An 18,280-nucleotide genomic window follows, 5' to 3' on the forward strand; every position below is an offset into this window, starting at 1 on the left:
GATTGTCAGCGCTTCTGTGCCTTCGTCGTCAGCGCCACACCAAAGGCTATGACGACCGCGCCAATCCAAGTGAGCGGTGGATAGCTTTCGCCTAAAAACAAAGTTCCGGAAATCAGACCGAGAGCCGCTGCAACATAACCTATCTGGCTGAGATAAACCGGTCCGCCGACTGCCTGTAGCCTGAAAAAAAGCGCGAACATGCCCGCCGAAGCAATAGCTTGTACAACTGCCGTCATCGGTGCCAGAGCGAGTGTCTCAATTGGGAAATTACCGTTAAACAGGAAAATGCCGATAAAAAGCATCCCGGCCGCAGCCAGATGGCTGCCTGCGGCGAGTTCAGTCGGGTCAGCATTTTTCGGCCAGTCGAGTGTGCGATAGACGTTTCCCATCGCAAGCAAGACCGGGATGAGAAGCGCAAGCCCGATCCACAACGGATCAGCAGGTTTACCCACTTCCCCGCGCGTCACTGCCACCATGATTGCACCGATGAAACCAGCCGTAATCCCCGCAATCCCAAGCCCGTTGGGGCGGCGCAGACCAAACCCCATTGAGATCACCAGCGTCATAACCGGCGACAGCGTGTACATGATTCCCGTGAAACCAGCGCCAAGCCGCGGGATAGCAGACAGGATGAGGAAATTGGGCAGCGCATAGGAAATTCCAGCGGTGCAAATGTAATAACGCAGCCTGCCGCCTGAAAAACCGACCCGCTTTTTACTCAAAAGCATCACAAGCAGCAGGATAGTCCCGGCACTTGCTGAGAACAGGAATGTCCACATTGCAGGCGGAACACCAGCTTCTGCAGCAATTTTCCCGAGGGGAAGAATTAACCCCAGCAGCGTTCCAGTAGTGATCAGCAGAAAAGGCGCCGAATCCATCAGTTTCATGCGCCTGTCCCCTTACGCAATCAATATTTTTAGAAAATCAGTTTTTATCTTCTGGAAACACCGGCAGCGGCATCACATCGACACCATCTTCGATAAGAGAATGAACTTCTTCCTTGGACGCTTCGCCGTAAATGCCACGCACTTCAGTCTCACCAAAGTGGATCTTGCGCGCTTCCTCAGCAAACTGATCGCCAACATAATCCGCATTTTCGCGAACCGTGCGGCTCAGCTCCCGCATTTGCTCAAGCACCTGCTTCTGCGCCTCACCCATGGCAATCGCCACCTGCTCTTTCGAGCGGCTGGTGGAGACTGCTGGCGCCATCAGTGATTTCTGAATGTCTGGTGAATTGCAGACAGGACAGGAGACAAGTTTACGTTCCGACTGCCGATCAAAATCGGCATTGTCGCGAAACCAGCCCTCAAACTCATGGCCGTGATCGCAATGAAGCGAAAAGCGGATCATGGATTATGCGTCCTCTTTCTCTTTTGCTGAAGCAATCTTAACCGAGAACTCGCGTGCATTCTTGAGGTTGGGCACTTTGGCACGTGCACTCGCACTTTCCGCAATATCAATATCTGCAACAATCACAGCTGGCTCATCGTGGGCTGCTTCCGCCAGAACCTTGCCCCAAGGCGAGACGATCAGCGAATGGCCGTAGGTCTCGCGACCATCCTCATGCAGACCGCCTTGTGCTGCCGAAATCAGGAACGCACCGTTTTCGATGGCACGTGCACGCTGCAAAACATGCCAATGGGCTTCACCTGTCTGCCTGGTGAAAGCAGCAGGTGCGGTGATCACATTGGCACCGGCAAGTGCCTGTGCACGGAAAAGCTGCGGGAAACGAATATCGTAGCAGACAGCCATGCCGACATTGGCAAAGGGCAATTCGGCAATAACAGTTTCTTTGCCCGGCTCATAGGTTGCCGATTCGCGCCAGCTTTCACCATTGTCGAGATCGACATCGAACATATGCACCTTGTCATAAGTCGTAATCTTGTCGCCGGAAGGCGCGAAGATGCTGCCACGATTGGCAATTTTGCCGTCACCGACATCAATGGCCGTCGAGCCGATATGCAGAAAGATGCCATGCTTTTTTGCAAGTGCCGATGCTGCATTGAACACAAGGTCATTGCTTTCATCGCGCAGGCTTGCTGCGAACACAGCACGGTCGCGCATCATCGCGCCGGTCATTTCAGGGGTTTGCACATAATGAGCACCCTGAGCCACAGCATCGGAAACCAGTTTTTCCAAAGCCTCGACATTGCGAACAATATCGGTGCCTGAACGCATCTGGACAGCGGCGGCGCGAAAAGTGCTCATTGGTATCTCCCTTATTCCAACTTAGCTCAATGCGCCGGTTGCAAGCAGACCGTCAAGCTTGCCCTGACTGTCGAGTGCAAAAAGATCATCGCAACCGCCGACATGAACCGAGCCCACAAAAATCTGCGGAAAAGTATTGCGGCCCGAACGTTCCTGCATTTCTGCACGCAGTTCAGGTGTGGCAGCCGCATTAATTTCGTTGAACTTAACGCCCTTGTCATTGAGAAGGCCCACTGCGCGCGTGCAATAAGGGCAGCCAGGGCGGGTATAAACGGTAACATCAACCATGAAAAACTCCATTCGTTGCCCACTATATAAGTGGCAACGACCTGATCTGGAAGCCCCTCATGCATTCACGAAACTGTATTTACGTGTCGGGTAGGACGCGACTAAACGTCAATACATCCACACTCTTCGCTCCGCCGCGCAGCAGGGCGCGGGTCGCAGCTTTCACGGTCGATCCGGTTGTATAGACATCATCGATCAGCAAAACCCGCCGCCCACGCACATGAATGTTATGTTCTTTGGGGACGCAGAACGCGCCGTCAACATTCCGCTTTCGCTCTTTCAACCCAAGACCGATCTGCTGATCGGTACGGCGAATTCGCTTGATCGCTTGCGGTGCAAAAGGCTTGTCGCTTAGCTCCGATAATGTTCGGGCCAATTCTGCCGATTGATTGAACCGTCGCGACCAGAAGCGCCACCTGTGCAAAGGCACAGGCAGAATAACATCGCATTCATCCAGCAATTCTCGCCCTGCCCGCAGCATCCAGCGTGCCATCCACGGCGCAAGATCGGTTCGGTCATGAAACTTAAGTGCCACTGCCATGCGCTGCGCCGCACCTCTATGCAAAACAGCTGAACGCAGACGTCGAAATGGCGGTGGATCGGCAATCGCTTCCGCACTCATGAAGTTCTCGCCAAAATCATGATTGAACGGAATGCCCAGCACCGGACAATAGGGCTTTTCAATAAAGCGCAATTGGGACCAGCATTGCGGGCACAATGTTCCGGGTTCGGAAACCTGCGTCCGGCAACCGATACAACTTGCTGGAAACAAAATATCCGAAGAATAGCGCAAGCCGCCACGAACGACGATCAGCGTGTTCGTTTTGATCCTGAACAACAAGCTTTGATGCGATCTGTCGTCATCTGCCATTGCATTCGCCCCCGTTCGAATGCATCTAATCATTTGCTCTTACGCATTATCCTACGCAAAATCGCTTCACACTTTTGCTGGAAATGCTTCTACTTTATCTCAGCATGCTCGAAAGAGAAGACGTAATCGAAATGGCTGCTTCCTCATCTGCCCCCGCACACGAAAGCGCGATTTTTGATCGCGATCTTTTGCTTGCCTTCCGTCGACGCGCATTCAGACGCGCTGAGCCGGGCGCGGATTTTCTCTTGCATCGTGTTGCCGAAGATCTGGAAGACCGTCTGGATGCAGTCAAACGCCGCTTTCCTGTTGCTGTCGATCTTGCAGGTCATAATGGATCCGCCGCAGCAGCCATTGGCCGATCAGGCAAAGCCGATCTGATCCTGCGCATCGAACGCGATGAAGCGTTCTTGAAAGGCCCTTTTGCAGCGATTGTTGCCGATGAAGAGATTCTGCCGCTCAAGCCCGGTAGCGTCGATCTTATCGTTTCGCTCATGTCTTTGCACGCAACCAATGATACGCCGGGCACAATGGTGCAGATCGCGCGTGCACTTAAGCCCGATGGTCTTTTCCTCGCAGCATTCAGCGGCAATGGGACCTTGGGCGAATTGCGCGAAAGTCTTTTACAGGCCGAAATTGAACTGACTGGCGGCGCTTCTCCACGCGTCTTTCCATTTGCGGATGTGCGTGATGTAGGTGGCCTTTTGCAACGTGCAGGTTTTGCGCTTCCAGTAACGGACGTAGAAAACGTCACCGTGCGCTACGATAGTCTCTTCAACCTGATGACCGATCTGCGTGCCATGGGCATGCAGAATGTATTGCGTGACCGTTCGCGCAAGCCGGTATCGCGGCGACTTTTCCTGCGCGCAGCCGAAATTTATGCCGAACGCTTCAGCGATCCTGACGGGCGTATCCGTGCCACGTTCTCGACAATCTGGTTATCGGGCTGGGCACCACACGAATCGCAGCAAAAGCCACTCAAGCCCGGCTCTGCCAAGGTTTCACTGGCTGATGCGTTGAAAAATGTCGAATAAACTCTTAGAGCATCTCTCCTAAAAATGGGAACCGTTTTTGAGGTAAAGACCTGCTTAAAAACAAACAGATAGAGCATTTTCTACGATTCATCTTAAACAGGAAATGCTCTAGCAGTCGCCCGTATGGCTGCCGTCTGGGTCAATGACACAGATCGGGCGTACAGGTGCTTTACGCGCGACGACTGGATCGCGTTTGATCGAACCGGTCATGGTGCGATCAATACCATCCGGCAGCACGGATTGGGCTGCAACCTTATTAGCCTGATCATTTAAAACCGGCACAATAATCAGCGCGAGGGCAACAGCGGCGGAACCAAAAAGAAGCACGACGCGCAAAATGCCACGACCAGCTTTCGAGAGTGGTCCCGGCGTATATTCATTATGATCTGCACTGAAATAATTATTATCGAAACTCATGAGGCAAACTCCGGGGACTTGTCCCAGAGAATGCCGCAGTGGAGTGAATCATCGATTAACGCGGGCTGTAAATCGTAAGGAATTGTCAGCTATTTTTAGACTTTCCACAGCTCATAAAAGATCGATCAAAAACGGTATCAGCGGCTCATCGGCAGGTGGCATCGGATAGTCCCGCATATCCTTTGGCCGGACCCATTTCAGCGCCTGTCCTTCCAGCCCCTGTGCAACGCCCTCAAACCGGCGGCAGACATAGAGTGGCATCAGCAAATGAAAGTCGTCATAGGTGTGGCTGGCAAAGGTCAGCGGCGCAAGACACGCTACCTTTGTCGTAATGCCAACTTCTTCCTGCAACTCGCGGATCAGTGTTTCTTCGGGAGTTTCACCCTGTTCAACCTTGCCACCGGGAAACTCCCAGAGACCGGCAAGCGATTTTCCTTCCGGCCGTTGCGCCAGAAGAACGCGTCCATCAGCATCCACAAGCGCGCAGGCCGCAACCAGCACGATACGGCGGGATTTACTCTCACTCATTTTTCATTGCTCTCCCGGTAAGCGTAACGATAGGCTTCCTGAAAGCCAAAGCGCTTGTAAAGCGCAAGCCCCGCCACATTGTCCGCTTCAATTTGAAGCCATGCCTTTTTAGCACCGAGGCTCGCGGCCCATTTAAGCGTTGACCCGATTATGGCGCGCCCATATCCATTGCGACGGGCATCGGGCAATGTGCCTACATCGAAAAGACCGGCCATAACACCGTCCTGCACACAAAGCACATTGGAAACAGCGCGTCCGCCATCTTCGAGAACAAACATGCCCTTGTTGGGACGAATGCCGTCGAGCAGCTCAGAGAACCCCGGACGAAGTTCTTTGGGGCGTCCGTGGATCGCCACGGATGCCTCGACAAACCGCCCGATATCTTTGAGAGGTATCTGATCCCGTTCCTGCGACAGATCCAGCTCTTCCAGATTGGAGGTCATGACGATGGTTTCGTCCTGACGCTTCCATCCCAGACCTTCGAGATAATCTTCAAGTTCGACCGGCGCGAGCGGCGAAAGCCGGAAACATGGCACACGTCCGTAAGCGCGAAAGCGCTGTGAAGCCAGTTCGATACGCGCCGGAATATCACGCGTATCACCCGGATCGAGCGGATTGACCGAGTTGAGGCGCTTTGAAGGATGTGCAGCCGTCATGCGTATCGCCCATGTCCCGTCATAATGAACGGACGTGGCAGGCCATGCACGAAAGCCCACAGCTTCAAGCTGGCGAACAATAGCTAGATTTTGCGCGGAACCGGGCTTTGTCACAGTCAACTCCGTAAACTCAGCTTCTGTAGTCGCCATTAATAGCCACATATTCTTTCGTCAGATCGCAGGTCCAGACTGTCGCCTTGCCGTTACCGATCCCGAGATCAACTCGGATGAGGATATCCTCGCCCTGCATATAGGTCGAGGTTGCCTCTTCGGAATAGGCCGGGTCGCGTTCGCCCTGATATGCAACACGAATATCGCCGAACCAGATTGCCAGCAGATCGCGATCAGCCGGTTCTCCGGCTTTGCCGACAGCCATGACCACACGGCCCCAATTGGCGTCTTCACCGGCAACGGCGGTCTTGACCAGCGGTGAATTGGCAATGGAAAGCGCGATTTTCTTGGCGGAAGCTGCGGATTTTGCACCCGTCACTTCAACTTCGACCATCTTGCGCGCGCCTTCACCATCCCGCACAACCTGAAGCGCTAGCGATTTCAGGACGCGTGCCAGCGCCTTCTTGAATTCGCCAAGGCGCTTGTCTGAGGCGTCTGTAATTTCAGGGGCGCCGCGTTCAGCAGCAGAACCTGTTGCAAACAACATCAGCGTGTCTGAAGTGGAGGTGTCGCTATCGACTGTGACTGCATTGAAGGTCGAGCCAACGCCCTTCGACAACAAGCTTTGCAGGACATCCGACTTGATCGGTGCATCGGTGACGACGAATGAAAGCATGGTCGCCATATCAGGCGCGATCATGCCCGCGCCCTTGGAAATCCCATTGATCGTGACCGGAACCTGACCGAGCAACACCGTTTCGGTCGCCACTTTCGGATAAGTGTCGGTCGTCATGATGGCCTTGGCGGCCTCAGTCCAGAAATCGTCGCTGGCGGATTTCGCCATATCATCGAGTAGTCCGGAGAACTTGGACGCATCCAGCGGCTCGCCGATAACACCGGTAGAGGCAAGAAACACATCGGTCGTATTGCAACCGACAGCCTTAGCTGCCGCTTGAGCCGTTGCTTCCGTGGCTGCACGGCCCTTCAGACCAGTAAAAGCATTGGCATTGCCCGAATTGACCACGACTGCGCGCGCCTTGCCGTGTGCGAGATTGCCACGGCAGAAATCAACCGGCGCTGACGGGCAGAGCGAACGCGTGAAAACGCCTGCCACTTCTGCTGGTTTGTCGAACACCATCAGCATGACATCCGTGCGGCCCTTATACTTGATACCGGCAGCGGCGGTTGCAATGCGCACACCGTGAATAACCGGCATGGATGGATAATGTTTAGGGGCGAGCGGTGATACGGAAGCGGACATGATTGCCTCTGAAGAGATGCGATTTGATTCTGGCGCATTGGAAATGTTTGCGGCGTAAAATCAAGTATTAACTGGAGCGCATCCCGAAAAGTGCGAAGCGGTTTTTGGACAAGATGCGCGCCAAAGCAAATATTTGGAGCGTTTCCCCTGATACAGGGAAAATTGAAACGCTCTGAGCGACAATGAAAAACGCCCCGGAAATCCGGGGCGTCTGTATTTCTTTCAAGGCTTACTGCTGCGGCTGGGTAGCGGCTGGGGCATCGCCCTCATCGCCTTGTTCCTGCGCCGCTGCGGCTTCTTTCATGGCTTTATCGACAGCCGGATCCTTATATTCGATCTTCATGCCATCGCGCAGCTTCTTGACCATTTCGACATAACGCTCACGCATGATGATCGAACGGATCTGCTCAGAAACCTGATCGAATGCTGGTGGCTGTTTTGTACGGCGATCTTCTAGCTGGATCACGTGGAAGCCAAACTGCGACTGCACTGGTTCCTTGGTATATTCACCTGGCTTCAATGCAAAAGCTGCTTTTTCGAATTCCGGAACCATCTGTCCTTCGGAGAAGTAACCGAGATCGCCGCCATTAGCAGCAGTGCCATCGGTCGAGCTTTCCTTGGCGAGATCTTCAAACTTCGCGCCACCTTCGAGCTTCTTGATGATCGCTTCAGCTTCTTCCTTGGTCTTCACAAGAATGTGACGTGCACGCACTTCGACCTGCGGCGGAATAGCTGCGATTTCCTTGTCGTAACGCGCACGAACATCGGCGTCAGAAATCTTGTCGACAACCGCATCCTTGAAATATTCGTTATGGAGTGCGCGTTCACGCAGGAATTCCATACGGCTTTTGAATTCATCGCTCTGATCGAGCTTTTCCTTCGCGGCTTCATCAGCCATCGCCTTGATGTCGATGAGAGCTGCGAGAGCGGCCAGACGGCGCTGTTCAGCCGGAAGGCGTGCAAACTGCGGATCAAGATCACCAGCGGCCTGATCAACTTCACCTACGGTGATATCTTTACCGTTTACAGTCGCAAGAACCTTTGCAGGATCTTCGGAAGCAGCTGCAGACTGTGTTGCTTCGGACTGGGTGGCTTCAGCTGGCTTTGGTGCAGCATCCTGCGCAAAGACAACGGTGCCCGAAAAACCTGCCAGTGCAACAGACGTGGCAAGAATGGCAAGAGCCTTGCGGTACGGGGCTTTGAGAATGGCTTTCATATGAGATTCTCTCCTTCGAGACCGCCTACCGGCCCCATGAATGCGGCGGAATTTGGCCCGGGAGGACTGTTGTCCGCTATAAAAGACAGGATTTCCGGCCTGTCGAGCAACGTTGACATCGCTTGAAGCCCCTCTTATCTGTCCTTCGACTTGTCGTCCAGTAAGCGACCGGGGGAATTACGCGAAAAATGCGCCGTATCTGGCGGCTTTTAAAGCGCAGTTTTCTTGCATTTGTTTCAATACGCGTGAATAAAGCATTCGACATTGCCGGAAGCGCTTCCGGCTGAACGGACAGGAAAGGACCAGGAATGGTCAGCTTTGGCGGCCTCGCCCGCAAGATATTTGGTTCATCCAACGACCGCCAAGTGAAATCACTGCGGGCTCGTGCGGAACAGATTACTGCGCTTGAGAAGAATTACGAAGGAATCACCGACGAACAGCTTCAGGCGAAGACTGCGGAATTTCGCGCAGCACTCGCAGAAGGCAAGAAGCTCGACGACCTGCTGCCGGACGCTTTTGCAACGGCGCGTGAAGCCGCCAAGCGCGTGCTCGGTATGCGTCCTTTCGACGTACAGCTGATCGGCGGCATGGTCCTGCATGAACGCGGCATTGCTGAAATGCGCACGGGTGAAGGCAAGACGCTGATGGCGACGCTGCCTGTTTACCTCAACGCGCTTGAAGGCAAGGGCGTGCATGTGGTGACGGTCAATGATTACCTCGCCAGCCGCGATGCCGAAACCATGGGCAAGCTTTATAACTTCCTCGGTCTCACCGTGGGCGTCATCAAGCACGGCCTTGATGACAACGAGCGGCAAGCCGCTTACGGCTGCGACATTACCTACGGCACCAATAACGAGCTCGGCTTCGATTATCTGCGCGATAATATGAAGTATGAGCGCGGCCAGATGGTACAGCGCGGTCACAACTACGCCATCGTCGACGAAGTGGATTCAATCCTCATTGACGAAGCGCGTACGCCGCTGATCATTTCCGGCCCGCTCGAAGATCGCTCCGACTTCTACAACCTCATCGACACTTTCATTCCAGCTCTTGAGCCGGAAGATTTTGAGATCGACGAGAAGCAGAAGACAGCCATCTTCACCGAAGTCGGCACCGAAAAGGTCGAGCAGCTTCTCGACGCTGCGGGACATCTGAAAGGCGAAAGCCTGTACGACATCGAGAATGTCGCGATCGTCCATCACCTGAACAACGCGCTGCGGGCGCATAAATTGTTCCAGCGCGACAAAGACTATATCGTCCGCAATGACGAAATCGTCATCATTGACGAGTTTACTGGTCGCATGATGCCGGGCCGCCGTTATTCGGAAGGTCTCCATCAGGCACTGGAAGCGAAGGAAAAGGTTACGATCCAGCCTGAAAACCAGACACTGGCTTCGATCACTTTCCAGAACTATTTCCGCATGTATACCAAGCTCTCCGGCATGACCGGTACGGCTGCAACGGAAGCGGAAGAGTTCGGCAATATTTACGGTCTCGAAGTTCTGGAAATTCCGACCAATCTTCCCGTCAAGCGTATTGACGAAGACGATGAAGTCTATCGCACGGTCGAAGAAAAATACAAAGCCATCGTCAAGGACATTCACGCATCGCATGCAAAGGGACAGCCGGTCCTCGTCGGCACAACCTCGATTGAAAAGTCAGAGCTTCTGGCTGAGCGTCTGCGCAAGGAAGGTGTGAAGGACTTCCAGGTCCTCAACGCCCGCTACCACGAGCAGGAAGCTTTCATCATCGCGCAAGCTGGCGTGCCGGGTGCCGTGACCATCGCCACCAACATGGCGGGTCGCGGTACGGATATTCAGCTCGGCGGCAACCTTGAAATGCGCGTGCGTGAAGAGCTTTCGGATGTGCCTGAAGGCCCAGAGCGCGATGCGAAGATCACCGAGATCAAGGCTGATATCGCGCGGCTGAAAGAAAAAGCTCTCGCTGCCGGTGGCCTTTACGTTCTGGCGACCGAACGTCACGAAAGCCGCCGTATCGACAACCAGCTGCGTGGCCGTTCCGGTCGTCAGGGCGATCCGGGCCGTTCGAAATTCTTCCTGTCGCTTCAGGATGATCTGATGCGCATCTTCGGCTCCGACCGTATGGACGGCATGCTGCAGAAGCTCGGCCTCAAGGAAGACGAAGCCATCGTCCACCCATGGATCAACAAGGCGCTTGAAAAGGCGCAGACCAAGGTTGAGGCGCGTAACTTCGAAATCCGCAAGAATCTGCTCAAGTACGACGACGTCATGAACGATCAGCGTAAGGTGATCTTCGAGCAGCGCCTTGAAATGATGGACGAAGAAGACCTGACTGAGACCGTGGCGGAAATGCGCCATGAGGTCATAGAGGACATGGTCACTCTGCGCATCCCTAAAGATGCTTACGCTGAAAAGTGGGACATTGCGGGCCTGAAAGACGACGTTCTTACCAAGCTCAACCTTGTCCTGCCGATTGAAGATTGGGCCAAGGAAGAAGGCATCGCCGAAGAAGAGTTTGAAGCCCGCATCAAGGAAGCTGCCGACAAGGCCGCTGCCGAGAAGGCAGAGCGCTTCGGCCCGCAGATCATGACTTACATCGAAAAGTCGGTGATCATGCAGTCGCTCGACAATCTGTGGCGCGAACATCTGGTCAATCTCGATCATCTGCGTTCGGTTGTCGGCTTCCGTGGCTATGCTCAGCGTGATCCGCTCAACGAGTACAAGACGGAAGGCTTTGAGCTGTTCCAGTCCATGCTCGCGAATTTGCGTGAAGTGGTCATAACACAGCTCTCGCGCGTTGAAATCGTTCGTGAAGCTCCACCAGAGCCGGAGCTTCCGCCAATGACCGGTCGCCATATCGACGGCACCACCGGCGAGAATGACTTTGATGAGAACGCATGGGCAGAGCATCAGCAGGATGAACGTGTCATCCCGGCTGGCGAGCGTGACCCGGCAGATCCGACGACATGGGGTAAGGTCAGCCGTAATGAATCCTGCCCTTGCGGATCAGGAAAGAAGTACAAGCACTGCCACGGAGCGTTTGATTAAGCGCATACCGAAAAGTGTTGTCTCATACAAAACCCCGGCGTGAAATCGCCGGGGTTTTTCTTTGTACACTTGGTGCCGCTGCCCGCATATTTTAAACATCAAAGCGACACACCAGAAACGAGTGAAGAAGACATAGATCGCCATACACTTCAATTTCAGCAATTGCTTAAAAACTGATATCTTCAGAAAGTAATTACCATCTCTTTCAATTTGGCTCCGCTTTGACAGCAAAGATCTTTTCTTTTTACCTTTTTAAAGAACTGCCATCTAATGATCAGCCATTGCAAAACCGAAACAGTTTCGGATGCGTATAAAAGATGGTCCTTAAGAAGATCAGCAAAAATAGCGGAGCCTTGAACTAAAGCCTGTCGCGGAAAATTGGGATCCGGTTTTCCGATAACGACATGCTTAAAGCATTTCCAGCAAAAAGTGCGAAGCGGTTTTGCGTAGGATAATGCGTAAAAACAAATAGTTACTGCGGTTCCAACGATTCAGTCTTAACTGGAGCCGCGGTAAGAACAAAGACTTAAAACGCGACGCGCTTTAAGCTCCGCGATAAACAGGGTTGGCAACGAGTGGGTTTTTCGGCAACGAGAGCAGCGAGCCAGTTTTTGCCTGGCAAGATCGCAGCCAGACTTCGTCCCATGACGGAGCGGGTTGATGCTGTCTTAATGGGAGCAGGCCCGCAGGCAAGTGCCCAGCGCTCGTCGCTGCTGGCCTTTTCTGTGCGTGCAGCAAGTGCGGCAATAGCTCTGCTTTCACAGGTTATCCTCGCCCGCTGGATGGGTGAATTCCAGTATGGCATTTTCGTTCTCGTCTGGCTAACCATGATCATTATCGGTGATCTCGCCTGTTTCGGATTGCATACAACAATCATCCGCTATGTGCCTGAATATATTCAGCGCAACCTGCTTAATCCGCTACGCGGTATTCTTTATACCGGACGGCTTTTCGCGCTCGGATCAGCAACTGCGATCGCCTTGTTAGGCGTCGTGCTGTTGGCACTCCTGAAAGACCGTATCGAGAGCTATTATCTCATTCCGTTCATTCTCGGCTTCGTGTGCCTGCCAATGATTGCGCTTGGCGATATGCTCGATGGCATTGCCCGGTCGCGTACATGGATCATGTTGGCACTGACGCCGAGCTACATCATCCGTCCGCTGCTCGTTCTCATTTTCATGGTTGCAGCTCACGCCGCAGGATTGCCATCAACTGCTACAAATGCACTCGCTGTTTCCATCGCCGCAACCTGGGTGACCACGATCGGGCAATTGCTGACCCTTGATCGGTCACTTGCAAAAGATATCTCATATGGACCAAAGGAAATCCATTTGGCGGCATGGATGAAAGTTGCCCTGCCGATTTTCTTTGTCGAAGGTTTTTTCTTCCTTCTGATCAATGTCGATGTGCTAATGGTTGGCCACATCATGGACCCGCAGCATGTGGCGATCTATTTCGCGACAACAAAAATCATGGCGCTGGCCCATTTTGTTTATTTCGCGGTCAAGGCAAGCGTCGCACAACGCTATTCTGATCTGCTGCACAGCGGCGACCGTGCGGAATTTGCAGCCTTTGCAGAAGCATCGACCCGCTGGACCTTCTGGCCGACATTGTTTCTCGGCATTGTCATCCTTGCCATGGGCTATCCGCTGTTGATGCTCTTCGGCAGCGCCTTCGCGCAAGGCTATCCGCTTTTGTTCATTCTGATCATCGGCGTGATTGCACGCGCAAGCGTCGGACCTGCCGAAAGCCTGCTCAACATGTCTGGCAAGCAGAATATCTGTGCTCTGCTCTATGCAGTGACGCTTGCCGTTAACGTCGCGCTCAACCTTATTCTCATTCCGCGCTTTGGTCTGATGGGGGCCGCCTTCTCGACAGCCATCTCGATGTTGCTTGAGGCGGTTCTGCTTTCAACCGCTGTGCACCGCACCATGCAGATTACGATGTTTATTCTTATTCCCCAAAAGCGCACCCGAGATGCCCGCAGCAATAGCTCTGAGGAGACCTTGTAATGGCCGCGAAACCTTTGCTTGAAGAATCCGCAGGCGGACACACAGCCCGCATCATTTCGCAATTGTCCGAAAATCTGCCAGCTATGGATGCGACTAAACGACTGGAGGAAAGCCTGCATAGCCGCGATATCCCACGCAAGCTTGCAATCTACGGTGCATCGGCAGGCTTTGAATTGCGTGACGAGCTTGACCACCTGAGCAATCGCACGATTGAGCCGAACATCTTTTTCAACGCACGTTTTCTCGCCCCAGCCATGCCGCGTCTGGAGGACCGCGAAGTGCGCTTCATGGTCATGCGCGATGAAAACGAAGTTCGTAGCCGGCTGCGTTTCGTCATGCCCTATACCATCGAGCGCCCCGGGCTACCGCTTTCTGCACCTGTCATTCGTGCCTGGGCAACGCCATTTGGTCCGCAGGGCACGCCGCTTATCGACCATGATGACCCCGTTGGCGTTCTGGAAGACCTGTTCGATATTCTTGCACGCGATCATATCAAAATGCCGGAAGTCCTGGTGCTTCCCGAAATGCGGGCCAATGGTTCGGTCGCAAAACTAATCCGCTCGGTAGCGGTGGGTCGACAATTGCCCATCGTTTCAATCGAGCAGAAAGAGCGTCCGTTCCTGGAAAGCAACCTGGATGGGGAAGACTACGTCAAGCAGGCTATCGATGCGCATCATCGTCGCGAATATAGTCGTCTATGGCGCCGCCTTGCAGAAAAAGGCGAACTCGCACACCGTATTGCAAGAACGCCAGATGAAGTCCGCCATGCGTTCGAGCATTTCCTGACATTGGAAGCCAGTGGCTGGAAAGGCCGACGTGGAACTGCCATGGCTGTTGACCGCTTTCGCGCGGCCTTTGCCCGTGAAGCCGTCAACAATCTTGCAGAGCGCGACTGCGTTCGCATCCACACATTGGAACTCGCTGGTCGTGTGGTAGCCATCCTGATTGTTTTCACTGTCTCAGGCGAAGCATGGACCTGGAAAACAGCCTATGACGAAACGCTTCAAACCTATTCACCGGGCATGTTGTTAATGATTGAGGTGGTTAAAAATCATCTTGAGGATACGAACATCACACGCACGGATTCGTGCGCTGTGCCTGATCATCCGGTTATGTCTCGTCTGTTTAAAGAACACGGAACCATTGAAACTCTGGTGGTTGGTCTTCGCCCGGGAGCTGACAAGAATGTTCGGCAGGCAGCATCGCAAATCCACCTCTATCAGCGGACGCGCAATCTCACGCGCATTATCCGAAATCGCATCCGCAACTTTACCGAGCGCAAATAACAGGTAGCCAAGACAAAAGAAAAAAGATGCGATTACTTGAGATAATCGGAAGCTGTGCTATCATTGTTTTTGGGAGAGCGCCTGAAATCAAAATTGGCAGGCGAAAAATGAGGGTCTGATTTGCTTGGCATTGAGTTTTACTCAATTGCGATTAAGTAAACCGATAAACACGACCATCTTTCGCCGCTCACAAACACCAAAGCGCCTCCCTTGGGAAGGAGATGCGCTATGTTTGAATATCTCACTTATCTGAAAACCCTCGACCTGATAGTGCTCGGATTTATTGCCTTTCTGGTCTGCTGGAATATCGTCGAGTACAATCTGCGCCGCTGAGGCTAACGCATGCCACAGCTAAATGGACACATTTAGCGTTAGCGAACATGCGACAATTAAAGGGATTCAAGACGAGCGCCATGGGTGCGATTATGCGCTACACGCTCTAGGCTCCAAACCCAATTAAACATTTGATCAAATTACTTCTTCATGATTCACTCTCCTGATAACGGGAGTTTTGGAGCATGGCAGGAGAATTCTGGCTTGATGATCGGCAATGGGCAGTGATCGCTCCTTTGCTTCCAACGAACCAACCCGGCGCGCATCGAACTGACGACCGCCGGGTGATTAGCGGCATCATCCATGTGCTGCGCACTGGCTGTCGGTGGCAGGATTGCCCCGCTGTCTACGGTCCCTCGACAACCATCTACAATCGTTTCCATCGTTGGTCTGCCAAAGGCATATGGCGGCAACTATTCGAAGCACTGGTGCAGACGACCAATCGCGACATTCACATGATCGACAGCACCACCGCAAAGGCGCACCGATCTGCTGCTGGCGGAAAAGGGGGGCGGAAGCTCAAGCCATCGGTCGATCGCGAGGCGGCAGATCGACAAAAATACATGCTGTTGTCGATGGTTGTGGCCGCCCAGTCGCACTGAGAATAACCCCTGGGCAGCGCGGTGACGCTCCCATTGCCATCCCACTGCTTGAGCCACTGCCGCCAAGCAACCTGTGCGCTGCCGATACGGCTTACGATAGCAACGCGTTACGCGATTTTCTCAAAGCTCGCGGCACTGAACCGGTCATTCCAAATAATCCGACCCGTAAGCGGATCAAACCTTTCAACCCAATTGCCTACCGCCGCCGAAACATCATCGAACGCACCTTTTGCCGCCTCAAGGACTGGAGGAGGGTCGCGACACGATATGACAAGCTCATGCTGAACTTTACAGCCACATGCTATATCGCTGCCATCGTCACATGGTGGCTCAATTGAGTCTGGACCCTAGAGCGCCGTGCGCCCTCTTGGGCGCACAAAGGTCGCTCTAATACTTTATATTTACAGCATAATTTTACCTTAAACTGATTCAAGTTTAAGGAATTATGATGTAGAGAGTATTCCGATTTGACTGACTGAGATCTGCGCTCCCAGATCTGGTTTAATTTGTGTTTTGTCTGATCCCGCTTAGGCGCTCTACACCTTTCGGGATATGCGCTCAGGTCTTTTACCAGAATCACAATCTTGTAGATCCCAGTTTCACTCAGTCCGGATTTTGCTCTAAGCATCGGCCCAAAAATCGGATTAGATTTTTGGAAAGAACGATGCGTAGACTCAGTAATTTGGAGCTTGCTTTGTCCACCCAAGAGAGCGCACGGCACTCTAAACAGCTTTGAAAAGGTCTTTTGGACTGACGGGTGAGCGCTTTGTTCAAGCCAAATCGCCTGTCTCGCCGACTTCGCGGCTTAACTTGAAAGTATAATCGGTCAAGCCGCTTGAGGGCGATTGACCTTGTTTCGTTTAGCCGGTATATCCCTCCCCGCTGTCCGTTTTTGGACCATGTCAGACTGCATTGGCAGTCATGTGCGGGTGTGGTGGAACTGGTAGACGCGCCGGACTCAAAATCCGGTTCCGCAAGGAGTGTCGGTTCGATTCCGACCACCCGCACCATTTGTCCCACCACCCATTATTCACGCTGCTTCCAGCGCCTGTGCGAGATCTGCAATCAAATCATCCGGATGCTCAATGCCAATCGACAGACGGATCGTCGATTCGAGCACACCGATCTTCTCACGCACCTCAATCGGAACACCAGAATGCGTCATGGCTGCCGGGTGACTTGCCAGCGATTCTGTTCCACCAAGGCTGACAGCGAGTTTGATGATCTGCAAAGCATTCAGGAAACGGAAAGCTGCCGCCTGCCCCCCTTTGATATCGAATGAGAAGGTGGAGCCTGCACCTGTGCACTGGCGTTTGAACAATTGTCCGACAGCGGAGGCTTCATCTGAAAACGGCAGATAATGCAGCTTCTCGACTTTCGGGTGCTCGCGCAAGAACTCAGCGGTTGCAAGCGCATTCTTGTCAGCACGATCCATACGAATGCCGAGGGTTTCAAGCGAGCGCCCAAGCATCCAGCAGGAATGCGGATCGAGCTGCGTTCCAATTGCCCCCCGCAACGCCTTTACCTGTTTGACCACGGCCTTGGCACCGAGAACAGCGCCAGCAATCAGATCGGAATGACCGCCGACATATTTCGTCAGCGAGTAAAGCGAGATATCTGCACCGTGTTCGAGCGGCTTCTGGAAAACAGGGCCCAACAAAGTGTTATCGCAAACGATGACAGGGCGTAGCCCTTCCTGCTTTGCCGCAATCTTCTCGGCAACGCGCCGGATGGCTGCGATGTCGACCAGACTGTTGGTCGGATTGGCGGGCGTTTCAATCAAGATGACCGAGACGCGCCCCTTGTTTGTCGCTTCATCAGCGGCCTTTTCAATCAAGGTCTCATGCACACCATCGGCAAACGCCACAGCCGCAACGTTGAAATTATGGAAAGTCTTCGCGAGCAATGTTTCGGTGCCGCCGTAAAGCGGCTGAGAATGCAGGATTACATCCCCGGGACGCGCGAAAGCCAACAAGGTTGTCGCAATTGCCGACATGCCGGACGAAAACAACGCGCAACTATCGGTCCCTTCATAGACAGCAAGGCGATCTTCCACGATCTCGCTGTTGGGATGATTGAAGCGTGAATAGACAAGGCCCGCACCAACGCCTGCGGGCGGCTCTTTACGACCGGAAACGAAATCAAAGAAATCGCGCCCGTCTTCGGCAGTCTTAAAAACGAATGTTGAGGTCAGAAACACCGGCGGCTTGACCGCGCCCTCGGAAAGCTCAGGATCATAGCCATAATTGAGCATCTGGGTTTCTGGATGAAGTACATGATTGCCGATGCTGGTCTTATTTGGACGAGGCGCGGTCATGTTTGTCTCCTGTAAAAGATCCTCCCGCTCAACAAGGTGAGCGGGAACAGCTTACCAGAGACGTTCGGGAATCTTCTTGCGTTGTTGACCGCTCAAGCGAGCGGCAACGAAAAA

15 protein-coding genes, 1 tRNA gene and 1 pseudogene are annotated in these 18,280 nt (G+C 53.4%); 6 read left to right on the forward strand and 11 right to left on the reverse strand.

The window, feature by feature from the left end:
* Nucleotides 1-5: 5 nt before the first annotated feature.
* The 5 genes from CES85_RS20470 to CES85_RS20490 all read right to left on the reverse strand — a co-directional run bounded on the left by CES85_RS20470 (nucleotide 6) and on the right by CES85_RS20490 (nucleotide 3,367).
* Nucleotides 6-887, reverse strand: a complete 882-nt coding sequence (locus tag CES85_RS20470) for a DMT family transporter (protein ID WP_095447541.1) — start codon at nucleotides 885-887, stop codon at nucleotides 6-8.
* Between the two features lie 37 nt (nucleotides 888-924).
* On the reverse strand, nucleotides 925-1,350 hold the full coding sequence (locus CES85_RS20475) for a DUF1178 family protein (RefSeq protein WP_095447542.1): 426 nt from the start codon (nucleotides 1,348-1,350) through the stop codon (nucleotides 925-927).
* A 3-nt stretch (nucleotides 1,351-1,353) separates the two neighbouring features.
* Nucleotides 1,354-2,208 (reverse strand): carbon-nitrogen hydrolase family protein, encoded by an 855-nt coding sequence (locus CES85_RS20480; RefSeq protein WP_095447543.1) that lies wholly within the window; start codon nucleotides 2,206-2,208, stop codon nucleotides 1,354-1,356.
* A 21-nt stretch (nucleotides 2,209-2,229) separates the two neighbouring features.
* On the reverse strand, nucleotides 2,230-2,496 hold the full coding sequence (grxC, locus tag CES85_RS20485) for a glutaredoxin 3 (protein WP_095447544.1): 267 nt from the start codon (nucleotides 2,494-2,496) through the stop codon (nucleotides 2,230-2,232).
* 79 nt (nucleotides 2,497-2,575) lie between these two features.
* Nucleotides 2,576-3,367, reverse strand: coding sequence for a ComF family protein (locus tag CES85_RS20490; RefSeq protein ID WP_095447545.1), 792 nt, complete (start codon nucleotides 3,365-3,367; stop codon nucleotides 2,576-2,578).
* 131 nt (nucleotides 3,368-3,498) lie between these two features.
* Between CES85_RS20490 and CES85_RS20495 the strand changes: the two genes are divergently transcribed.
* Nucleotides 3,499-4,398 carry a methyltransferase domain-containing protein gene (locus tag CES85_RS20495; RefSeq protein WP_095447997.1) on the forward strand — a complete coding sequence of 300 codons (900 nt, stop codon included), beginning with the start codon at nucleotides 3,499-3,501 and terminating at the stop codon, nucleotides 4,396-4,398.
* A 108-nt stretch (nucleotides 4,399-4,506) separates the two neighbouring features.
* Here CES85_RS20495 and CES85_RS20500 read toward each other — a convergent pair whose 3' ends face one another.
* The 5 genes from CES85_RS20500 to CES85_RS20520 form a co-directional block, all read right to left on the reverse strand.
* Nucleotides 4,507-4,815, reverse strand: coding sequence for a hypothetical protein (locus tag CES85_RS20500; RefSeq protein ID WP_095447546.1), 309 nt, complete (start codon nucleotides 4,813-4,815; stop codon nucleotides 4,507-4,509).
* A gap of 111 nt (nucleotides 4,816-4,926) precedes the next feature.
* Nucleotides 4,927-5,343, reverse strand: a complete 417-nt coding sequence (gene mutT, locus CES85_RS20505; RefSeq protein ID WP_095447547.1) for an 8-oxo-dGTP diphosphatase MutT — start codon at nucleotides 5,341-5,343, stop codon at nucleotides 4,927-4,929.
* Nucleotides 5,340-6,149 (reverse strand): GNAT family N-acetyltransferase, encoded by an 810-nt coding sequence (locus tag CES85_RS20510; protein ID WP_095447548.1) that lies wholly within the window; start codon nucleotides 6,147-6,149, stop codon nucleotides 5,340-5,342. The genes mutT and CES85_RS20510 overlap by 4 nt, the downstream gene beginning before the upstream one ends.
* Complete coding sequence (argJ, locus tag CES85_RS20515; protein ID WP_095447549.1) at nucleotides 6,130-7,371, reverse strand: bifunctional glutamate N-acetyltransferase/amino-acid acetyltransferase ArgJ; 1,242 nt, start codon at nucleotides 7,369-7,371, stop codon at nucleotides 6,130-6,132. Before argJ ends, CES85_RS20510 begins: the two co-directional genes overlap by 20 nt.
* A gap of 229 nt (nucleotides 7,372-7,600) precedes the next feature.
* The gene (locus tag CES85_RS20520) at nucleotides 7,601-8,587 is read right to left on the reverse strand and encodes a peptidylprolyl isomerase (protein ID WP_095447998.1); all 987 of its coding nucleotides are present in this window, start codon (nucleotides 8,585-8,587) and stop codon (nucleotides 7,601-7,603) included.
* A 308-nt stretch (nucleotides 8,588-8,895) separates the two neighbouring features.
* Here CES85_RS20520 and secA point away from each other — a divergent pair, with 308 nt between their 5' ends.
* The 5 genes and pseudogenes from secA (at nucleotide 8,896) to CES85_RS20550 (ending at nucleotide 16,859) form a co-directional block, all read left to right on the forward strand.
* Nucleotides 8,896-11,616 (forward strand): preprotein translocase subunit SecA, encoded by a 2,721-nt coding sequence (gene secA, locus CES85_RS20530; protein WP_095447550.1) that lies wholly within the window; start codon nucleotides 8,896-8,898, stop codon nucleotides 11,614-11,616.
* A 575-nt stretch (nucleotides 11,617-12,191) separates the two neighbouring features.
* Nucleotides 12,192-13,628 carry a lipopolysaccharide biosynthesis protein gene (locus CES85_RS20535; protein ID WP_095447551.1) on the forward strand — a complete coding sequence of 479 codons (1,437 nt, stop codon included), beginning with the start codon at nucleotides 12,192-12,194 and terminating at the stop codon, nucleotides 13,626-13,628.
* Nucleotides 13,628-14,914 (forward strand): type IV secretion system effector crotonyl transferase BspF, encoded by a 1,287-nt coding sequence (gene bspF, locus CES85_RS20540; protein WP_095447552.1) that lies wholly within the window; start codon nucleotides 13,628-13,630, stop codon nucleotides 14,912-14,914. The genes CES85_RS20535 and bspF overlap by 1 nt, the downstream gene beginning before the upstream one ends.
* A 518-nt stretch (nucleotides 14,915-15,432) precedes the next feature.
* Nucleotides 15,433-16,118 (forward strand): annotated as a pseudogene (locus CES85_RS20545) (IS5 family transposase); the annotation flags it as partial.
* A 656-nt stretch (nucleotides 16,119-16,774) separates the two neighbouring features.
* Nucleotides 16,775-16,859 (forward strand) — tRNA-Leu (locus tag CES85_RS20550).
* 20 nt (nucleotides 16,860-16,879) lie between these two features.
* Here the strand turns inward: CES85_RS20550 and CES85_RS20555 are convergent.
* Complete coding sequence (locus CES85_RS20555) at nucleotides 16,880-18,166, reverse strand: cystathionine gamma-synthase family protein (protein WP_095447553.1); 1,287 nt, start codon at nucleotides 18,164-18,166, stop codon at nucleotides 16,880-16,882.
* Nucleotides 18,167-18,280: the final 114 nt, after the last annotated feature.

This window comes from Ochrobactrum quorumnocens, assembly GCF_002278035.1.
In the GTDB taxonomy this organism is placed as follows: Bacteria; Pseudomonadota; Alphaproteobacteria; order Rhizobiales; family Rhizobiaceae; genus Brucella; species Brucella quorumnocens.

Coding starts and splice junctions, on each gene's coding strand:
- CES85_RS20470 (WP_095447541.1), bottom strand. CDS start 887: ATGAAACTGATGGATTCGGCGCCTTTTCTGCTGATCACTACTGGAACG.
- CES85_RS20475 (WP_095447542.1), bottom strand. CDS start 1,350: ATGATCCGCTTTTCGCTTCATTGCGATCACGGCCATGAGTTTGAGGGC.
- CES85_RS20480 (WP_095447543.1), bottom strand. CDS start 2,208: ATGAGCACTTTTCGCGCCGCCGCTGTCCAGATGCGTTCAGGCACCGAT.
- grxC (WP_095447544.1), bottom strand. CDS start 2,496: ATGGTTGATGTTACCGTTTATACCCGCCCTGGCTGCCCTTATTGCACG.
- CES85_RS20490 (WP_095447545.1), bottom strand. CDS start 3,367: ATGGCAGATGACGACAGATCGCATCAAAGCTTGTTGTTCAGGATCAAA.
- CES85_RS20495 (WP_095447997.1), top strand. CDS start 3,499: ATGGCTGCTTCCTCATCTGCCCCCGCACACGAAAGCGCGATTTTTGAT.
- CES85_RS20500 (WP_095447546.1), bottom strand. CDS start 4,815: ATGAGTTTCGATAATAATTATTTCAGTGCAGATCATAATGAATATACG.
- mutT (WP_095447547.1), bottom strand. CDS start 5,343: ATGAGTGAGAGTAAATCCCGCCGTATCGTGCTGGTTGCGGCCTGCGCG.
- CES85_RS20510 (WP_095447548.1), bottom strand. CDS start 6,149: ATGGCGACTACAGAAGCTGAGTTTACGGAGTTGACTGTGACAAAGCCC.
- argJ (WP_095447549.1), bottom strand. CDS start 7,371: ATGTCCGCTTCCGTATCACCGCTCGCCCCTAAACATTATCCATCCATG.
- CES85_RS20520 (WP_095447998.1), bottom strand. CDS start 8,587: ATGAAAGCCATTCTCAAAGCCCCGTACCGCAAGGCTCTTGCCATTCTT.
- secA (WP_095447550.1), top strand. CDS start 8,896: ATGGTCAGCTTTGGCGGCCTCGCCCGCAAGATATTTGGTTCATCCAAC.
- bspF (WP_095447552.1), top strand. CDS start 13,628: ATGGCCGCGAAACCTTTGCTTGAAGAATCCGCAGGCGGACACACAGCC.
- CES85_RS20555 (WP_095447553.1), bottom strand. CDS start 18,166: ATGACCGCGCCTCGTCCAAATAAGACCAGCATCGGCAATCATGTACTT.